The following is a 7,429-nucleotide window of genomic DNA, read 5'->3' on the forward strand; positions in this document are numbered from 1 at the left end:
TGGCGCGGCTTCAGAACACCATGGAGGGGGTCACCGCCAGTATCGTCCCTCGCGGCCCGACGTCCAGTGCCTGCCGGATGACGATCTGCGCCAGCCCGCGCGGCACGCCCTCCAGCGTGAAACGCCCCTGGTCGTCGGCCCGCGTCACGATGAGCCCCCTGGAGGTGCGCAGCTCCACCAGGTGGTCGCCGACCGGGGCCAGCCAGCCGTCCAGGCGGACCCTCTCGTCGTCCCGGACGGTGATGGCGACCATGATGGTCAGGCTCTCGCTGTCGAAGGTGATCGTCCGGCTCTCCTCACCGCCGCGCGCGCCCGGCGCGGCGCCTATTTCCTCGGTCATGCTGAGCACCTCGCCCATCACGTTCTCCAGCGCCAGGACGAACCGCAGGCGGTCGAGCAGGGTGTCGGGGACGGGGTCGGCGCTCGCGTGGACGCGCCTGAGGCCGTCCAGGATCCGGCGGTCCTCGGCGTCCAGCGGCGGATCCCCGGGCCAGGGTCCATCCTCGCCCGTCGGCGGATCAGCGGGCCGGGGCCCGTCGCCGTCCATCGGCGGATCCGTGGGCCAGGGTCCGTCGCCGTCCATCGGCGGATCCGTGGACCAGGGTCCATCGCCGTCCATCGGCGGATCCGCCGGCCGGGGTTCCTCGTCGCCGACATCACTCATGACCGGCTCCAATCGGGGTCCTCGGCGAGCAGGCGGCGCAGCTTGGTGAGACACCGGCCGCGCGTCGGCCCGATGCTCCCCCTCGGCATGCCCAGCGCGGCCGCGACCGCGTCGTAGTCGGGGCGGCGGACGAAGGCGACGATGCGCAGCAGGTCCCGGCACGGCTGCGCCAGCCGGGCCACCGCCTTCCACAGGGCGCGTCCCTGCTCGTCCTGGACGACGAGGTCGTCGGGAGGGACGCCGGGGTCGGGCACGCGGGCGAGGGCGTCGTCGTCCGCGAGGTCCTCGGCGCGGGACGCGGCGCGCACCCGCCAGGCCTCCCGCCGGGCCGTGGTGATGAGCCACTCGATGAGCCCGGCCGGGTTCTCGATGGTGTGGAGGTACCGCAGAAGGCTGAGCCAGGTCGTCTGGATCACGTCTTCGGCGGCCTGCCGTCCGAGCCCCTGTGACCGGACGGCGTGCCACAGCATCGGGGTGAGGTCGGCGACGACCGCGTCCAGTGCCTCACCATGCCCTTCCTGTGCTCTTCGCAACTGCGCCGCCAGCCGGTCACGGCGCTCGGGGCCGCGGTCGGTCAGGCTGGGGGTGGGGCACTCGGGCGCCGGTTCGTCGCTCATGGCCGCTGACGCTCCCGGCTCAGGACCCGGGCGGGGCCGGCGGGGGCGCCAGCCCGGCGACGACCTTGGCCGCCCGCTCGATCGCCGCCGCCGCGCTGACGTCCTCCAGGGCCGAGGGCCGCGCGGCGCCCTGAACGTGCCCGGCTCCGGCCTGACCGGCTTGGGCGTGTTCGGCCGACGCCTGCTCGACGAGCCGCCGGACGATGGTCGCCGCCACGATCGGGGTGGCGAACGAGGTGCCGCTCCACGCCGCGAAACCGCCCGCGTAATTGTCGCCGTCCAGCGACGTACGCGCGGGCTTGGGCGGCCTGCCGGCGGGGCTGCTCCCGGGGATCCCGAGCACCGGCGACTGCGCCCCCTGGACCTGCGGCGGGAAGGTGCTGACCAGCGCCACGCCCGGCGCGTGGTACTGGACGGCCTTCCCCTCGTTGCTGAAGATCGCGGTCGACCCGTCGGGGTTCTTGGCCCCGACGGCGAGCATCGGAGCGGCCGGGCCGGCGAGCGGGATGGACGCCGCCCCCGCCGGCTGCATCGCCCGCGTGGTGGCGTAGTTCCCTGACGCGGCGACCACGACGACCCCGAGGGCCCGCAGCTCCCGCAGTTTCTTGCGCAACTGGACGGTGTAGAGCCGGTCGTCCTCGGACTCCGCGAAGTACCCGCAGGACAGCGACACCACGTCCACGAACAGCCCGGCCGCCGGATCGGCCTGCGCCGCCCGCACCTGCTCGGCCACGTACTCCAGCCCGATGAGCAGGGCGCTCTCGCGCATGGCGCCGTCGGCGTGCATGCCCCTGATCACCAGGATCCGCGCGTCCGGGACGATCTGGTAGATCAGGCCGGCCTCGAACACGCAGTGCCCGACCTGCGCGTTGGCCAGGCCCAGCAGCGGCTCGACGGGCGTCGGCGAGTCCAGGTAGCCCGAGATCTTCGCGAGCGGCCTGGCGCCCCTGGCCGGTGCCTGGTCGGAGGCGAGCCCCTTCTCGATCCGCTCCTGCACCGCGCCGCTCACCAGGATGACGGTGTCGTCGCCGGCCTTCTCGCTGAACGGAAGCCACGGATGCGGCAGGACCCCGCTGTCGATCAGGGCGATCACCGGCCGCCGCCTCCCGGCCACCCGCTCGAACGCGGCGCCGTCCCGGCGGGAGGGCGCGTCGAGCACGAGCTGGACGGGGTGGCGGGCGCTGAAGTCGGCCTGCGGCGCGGCGATCTGGTAGCCCGGCACGCCGTGCCCGTCGGTGGCGGGCTCCCCGCCGATGCCGGCCGCCGCGCCGATCCCCGAATACGCCGACCCCACCAGGATGTGGTCCAGGCCGATCTGCCTGCCGTACCTCCTGCGCGGGTCACGCTCGTCGTCGGGGTCCTCGGGGATCGCGTCCTGGCCCGGCCCGTCGAACGGCGGCAGGTTGCGGCGCAGTTCCTGGAGCGCCACCCACGCGTCCACGGCGACGACGGCCTTCGCCTGCTCGGCCACCCGCAGGGTGATCGGCCGCCAGCAGGCGCCGCCGTCCTGCCCCACCCCTTCCAGGTCGGGCACGTCGAACGTCAGGCCGATACCGGCCAGCGTGTCGGTGATCCAGACGTACGGATCGCGGGCCGGGCGGCGCCGGGGCGGGCGCAGCGCGGGGACCGGGACGAGCAGGGCGTCGGAGCGGTACACCGTGGAACCGGGGACGGGCGCACCGGCCGCCAGGGGGGCGGCGGCGGGGTCCAGCAGGCGGGCGCCGTGCCGTTCCAGAAGGTCACGGGGGAAGGAGACCCCGCGAAACAGGTCGCCGCTGCCGGTGTCGCTCGCCGCGACGCTCTCAGGTTCTCGGTCGAAATCTATGCTCCACACAGAGGCCTCCACCTTTTGTGTCCGTCAAGGGAAAGGAGAGAGGCTGCTCTTGTACAGATACATGCGCGTGGTAACGGATGGATAACGGGACTTCACGCGCCGGCGCCCGGCCGGTCAGCGGCGGAACATCAGCCGGATGCAGATGCCGATCGCGATGCAGCCGACGGCGAAGACCAGCAAGATCGTGGAGGCGGCGAAACCGACCACCCACAGGCCGCCCTCCTCCGCGTCGGCGGGCGTCGTGACACCCTGCCACACCGCCAGGAGCTGCTGGGGGACCGCCAGCGGCACCAGCGTGGCCACCGCGCCCCTGACCGACACGGTCACCCCGAGGACCAGCCCGGCCAGCAGGAAGGCCGCGCACATCCAGGGATAGAGCAGGGAGCGGAAGAAGTCACCGTCGGTGCCGGTCGCGGACAGGATCCACGTCGCGCCCACCCCCGCGAGGAAGGACACGACCGCGATCAGTTGGTGCCGGTGCCTCTGGACCACGACCAGTCACCCTAAATCAGCCGGACACTCAGACGCGTCGAGGCGGGACCCCGGACGGGACCCCGCCTCGACTCTGGCGGAACGATCAGCGTGGTGCGGTCAGCCGCAGGCCGCGCGCACCACGTCGGCGAGTTCGCCGGCGATGAGCTCGGCCTCGTCCTGGGACTCGGCCTCCACCATCACGCGGACCATCGGCTCGGTGCCGCTGGGACGGATGACGACCCGCCCGGTGTCACCGAGCGACTTCTCCGCGGCGGACACGGCGGAGGCCAGCTCCGGCGAGGTCGCCGCCTTCGCCTTGGACACGTCGCGGACGTTCACCAGCACCTGGGGCAGGCGGACCATGACCGAGGCCAGGTCCTCCAGGGAACGCCCCGAGCGCGCCACCTCGGCCAGCAGGTGGAGCGAGGTGAGCAGGCCGTCGCCGGTGGTGGCGTGGTCGAGCATCACCACGTGGCCCGACTGCTCACCGCCCAGGTTGAAGCCCCCGGCCTTCATCGCCTCAAGGACGTACCGGTCGCCGACCGCGGTCTCCACCATGGTCAGCCCGGCCTTCCGCAAGGCGATCTTGAAACCGAGGTTGGACATGATGGTGGCCACCACGGTGTTCTTCACCAAGGCGCCGCTGGCGTGCATGGCCATGGCCAGGACGGCCATGATCTGGTCGCCGTCCACGACCTCCCCGGCGGCCGTCACGGCCAGGCAGCGGTCCGCGTCACCGTCGTAGGCGATGCCCGCGTCGGCGCCGCTCTGGACGACCGCCTCGCACAGCGCGCCGAGGTGGGTCGACCCGACACCCTCGTTGATGTTGAGCCCGTCCGGTGCGGTGCCGATCGTCTCGACGACGGCCCCGGCACGCAGCAGCGCCTCGGGCGCCACCATGTGCGCGGCGCCGTGCGCGCAGTCGACGACCAGCCGCAGCCCGTCAAGGCGCCCCGGGATCGTCGTCAGGACGTGGGACACGTAACGGTCGGCCTCGCCGAACGCGTCGCGCACCCGCCCCACGGCGGCGCCCACCGGGCGGTTCCACTTCTCGCCGAGCCGCTGCTCGATGTCGTTCTCCACGCTGTCGGGCAGCTTGAAGCCGCCCCGGGCGAAGAACTTGATCCCGTTGTCCGGGGCGGGGTTGTGGGACGCGGAGAGCATGACCCCGAGGTCGGCTCCGAGAGCCGAGGTCAGATAGGCGACGGCCGGGGTGGGCAGCACGCCGAGGCGCAGCACGTCCACACCGGACGACGCGAGGCCGGCGACCACCGCGGCCTCGAGAAACTCTCCCGAGGCACGCGGGTCCCGGCCCACGACGGCGACCGGGCGGCCACGCCGCCCGACACTCGACTCGAACGCGCTGGCGTCACCGAGAACGTGAGCCGCCGCGACCGACAGGTCCATGGCGAGCTCGGCCGTGAGGTCGCGACCCGCGACCCCACGAACCCCGTCGGTGCCGAAGAGCCGACCCGTCAACGCTTGCTGTACTGCGGAGCCTTACGGGCCTTCTTGAGACCGGCCTTCTTGCGCTCCGTCTCACGCGAGTCGCGGGTGAGGAAGCCGGCCTTCTTCAGCGGCGGCCGGTTGACCTCGGTGTCCAGCGCCGTCAGCGCGCGGGCGAGGCCCATGCGCACGGCACCGGCCTGGCCGGTCACGCCGCCACCGTCGATGCGGACGAAGACGTCGAACTGGCCCTCGGCGCCGAGCGTCACGAAAGGCTCGTTGACGATCTGCTGGTGGACCTTGTTCGGGAAGTAGTTCTCCAGCGAGCGGCCCTCGATGGTCCACTTGCCGGTGCCCGGGAAGATGCGCACCCGGGCGATCGCCTCCTTGCGGCGGCCGGTGCCGTACGAGTTGCCCGTGGTGATGGGCTTACGCGCGGGGGCGTCGCTGCTAGGCGCGGATTCGCTGGTGTACTCGGACGGGAACTCCTCAGGGGAGCGGTCCGCAATGTCCAGCTCGCCTTCAATGGGCGTCTCGACACCGGTGGGCTCGGCCACGGTTCTCCTCTAACTTTCGATCTGGGCGTCAGCCGTCGGCCAACGGTGTGCGACTACTGGGCGATCTGGATGATCTCGAACGGCACGGGCCGCTGAGCGAGGTGCGGGTGCTCGGAACCGGCGTAGACCTTGAGCTTCCTGGCCATCTTCCGGCCGAGGGAGTTCTTGGGGAGCATGCCCTTCACGGCCTTCTCCACGGCGCGGTCCGGCCGCTTCTCCATGAGCTCGCTGTAGGACACGGAGCGCAGACCGCCGGGGTAACCCGAGTGGCGATACGCCTTCTTCTGCTCCAGCTTGTTGCCGGTCAGCGCGACCTTGTCGGCGTTGATGACGATGACGAAGTCACCGGTGTCGACGTGGGGCGCGAAGATCGGCTTGTGCTTACCGCGGAGCAGCGTCGCGACCTGGGTGGCCAGCCGACCCAGCACGACGTCGGTGGCGTCGATGACGTACCACTGACGCTGTACGTCGGTGGACTTAGGGGTGAACGTGCGCACGGTCGTAAGCCTTCTGTCGAGTTGACGTCTCTCGGGTGGGTCATGGGCGGGCGCACGACAAGGCCCAGACCTTCCGTCTCCACGAACACAGGGAGATGACGCCGGACGCGCCGCGCATCGGTCGCTGAGGACCGATCCGCACACAACGAATCAGCAGACTACCGGTTGTAACAGGCGTGGGTCAAAACGAAGCGCCGACGCCCGGAGTCACACCGGATCCGCTGGAGCCAGTCTATCGCGCGTCCATACCGCGATCAGACCAATGGCTCAACGAAAACCAGTCTCCCGCGTCTCTTCTTTAACATGAGCTGACCTCTCTATATTTGGCAGCGGTATGTGGCAGCCCCGTCGACCCCGGAGCACCCAGCGGTCCCCCCATCGGCGGACCCACGTGGGTCTCTTGGCGTGCCTCACGGCGATCCTGCTCGGCGGCATCATCGTGTCCCGCCTGGACACCTCCAAGGCGGCCGACGAGATCTACCTCCAGACCGGCACCCCCACCCCCGCGACACGCCACCTCATCGCCGCCCCCGAGCAGCCGTCCGGCACCCGGCGGCCCGCGCTCGGCCACGTGTCGCGCCCGGCCGTGCGGCCCAGCGGCGAGCCGAAACCGGCCGTTACGGCCACCACCCCCGCCAAGAAGAGCAACTCCATCGACGGGTTCGACACGCGGGTGCCCCCCGCCGGCGACGTGGGCACCGCCAGCGGCGGCGGCGAGGACGCCCCGCCCGCCGACGCGCCGCCCGCCGGGGAGCTGGAGGCGACCGCGGTCGACCTCACCAACCGGGAACGGATGCGCAAAGGGTGCGACCCGCTGCGCGTCGACCCCCGCCTCGCCCGGGCCGCCCGCGCCCACAGCCGCGACATGGCCGCCCGGAACTATTTCGGCCACACCTCCCCCGGCGGCCAGAGCCCCTGGGACCGCATGGCCCGCGCCGGCTACTCCAACAGCGCGGCCGAGAACATCGCCCGCGGATACGAGTCGGCGGACGAGGCCGTACGCGGCTGGATGGCCAACAGCGGCCACCGCCGCAACATCCTGAACTGCCAGATCACCACGGTCGGCATAGGCGTCGCGTACGGTTCCGGTGACACATGGTGGACGCAGGACTTCGGCTATTCCTGACCTGTTATGTCGCGGTCCCGGGCTAGTCTCGGCGCATGGGTCATCCCGGGGAGCAACCACCACGCCGCCAGCCTTACCGCCCGTACGAAACGCCTCAGTCGTCCGGCGACCTCCGGCCCGAGGCGCATCCGCGCGAGCCCTCCCGCGACCCGGCCCCCTGGCCGACCCCGGAGGAGCACACCCCGCGCCCCACCCCCGGCAACCCCACTCCCCC

At 71.8% G+C, this 7,429-nt stretch carries 8 protein-coding genes; 1 reads left to right on the forward strand and 7 read right to left on the reverse strand.

The genetic code is table 11. The features are described 5' to 3' along the window. Positions 1 to 10: 10 nt before the first annotated feature. The 7 genes from NYZ98_RS37880 to rplM form a co-directional block, all read right to left on the reverse strand. Positions 11 to 664 carry a hypothetical protein gene (locus NYZ98_RS37880; RefSeq protein WP_262849660.1) on the reverse strand — a complete coding sequence of 218 codons (654 nt, stop codon included), beginning with the start codon at positions 662 to 664 and terminating at the stop codon, positions 11 to 13. Further along, positions 661 to 1,281: an RNA polymerase sigma factor gene (locus NYZ98_RS37885; protein ID WP_262849662.1), complete on the reverse strand. Its 621-nt coding sequence runs from the start codon at positions 1,279 to 1,281 to the stop codon at positions 661 to 663. The genes NYZ98_RS37880 and NYZ98_RS37885 overlap by 4 nt, the downstream gene beginning before the upstream one ends. 19 nt (positions 1,282 to 1,300) lie before the next feature. Then, the gene (locus tag NYZ98_RS37890) at positions 1,301 to 3,115 is read right to left on the reverse strand and encodes a S8 family serine peptidase (RefSeq protein ID WP_262849664.1); all 1,815 of its coding nucleotides are present in this window, start codon (positions 3,113 to 3,115) and stop codon (positions 1,301 to 1,303) included. A 114-nt stretch (positions 3,116 to 3,229) separates the two neighbouring features. Continuing rightward, on the reverse strand, positions 3,230 to 3,607 hold the full coding sequence (locus NYZ98_RS37895; RefSeq protein WP_262849666.1) for a hypothetical protein: 378 nt from the start codon (positions 3,605 to 3,607) through the stop codon (positions 3,230 to 3,232). A 99-nt stretch (positions 3,608 to 3,706) separates the two neighbouring features. Beyond that, the gene (gene glmM / locus NYZ98_RS37900) at positions 3,707 to 5,068 is read right to left on the reverse strand and encodes a phosphoglucosamine mutase (protein WP_262849668.1); all 1,362 of its coding nucleotides are present in this window, start codon (positions 5,066 to 5,068) and stop codon (positions 3,707 to 3,709) included. Next, positions 5,065 to 5,592 carry a 30S ribosomal protein S9 gene (gene rpsI, locus NYZ98_RS37905; RefSeq protein WP_262849670.1) on the reverse strand — a complete coding sequence of 176 codons (528 nt, stop codon included), beginning with the start codon at positions 5,590 to 5,592 and terminating at the stop codon, positions 5,065 to 5,067. The genes glmM and rpsI overlap by 4 nt, the downstream gene beginning before the upstream one ends. Positions 5,593 to 5,645: 53 nt before the next feature. After that, positions 5,646 to 6,089 (reverse strand): 50S ribosomal protein L13, encoded by a 444-nt coding sequence (rplM, locus tag NYZ98_RS37910; RefSeq protein WP_262849672.1) that lies wholly within the window; start codon positions 6,087 to 6,089, stop codon positions 5,646 to 5,648. Between the two features lie 391 nt (positions 6,090 to 6,480). Between rplM and NYZ98_RS37915 the strand changes: the two genes are divergently transcribed. Then, positions 6,481 to 7,215 carry a CAP domain-containing protein gene (locus tag NYZ98_RS37915; RefSeq protein WP_262849674.1) on the forward strand — a complete coding sequence of 245 codons (735 nt, stop codon included), beginning with the start codon at positions 6,481 to 6,483 and terminating at the stop codon, positions 7,213 to 7,215. The last annotated feature ends 214 nt before the right edge of the window (positions 7,216 to 7,429 follow it).

Origin of the sequence: Sphaerisporangium corydalis, from assembly GCF_025506355.1 — a bacterium.
Lineage (GTDB): Bacteria > Actinomycetota > Actinomycetes > Streptosporangiales > Streptosporangiaceae > Sphaerisporangium > Sphaerisporangium corydalis.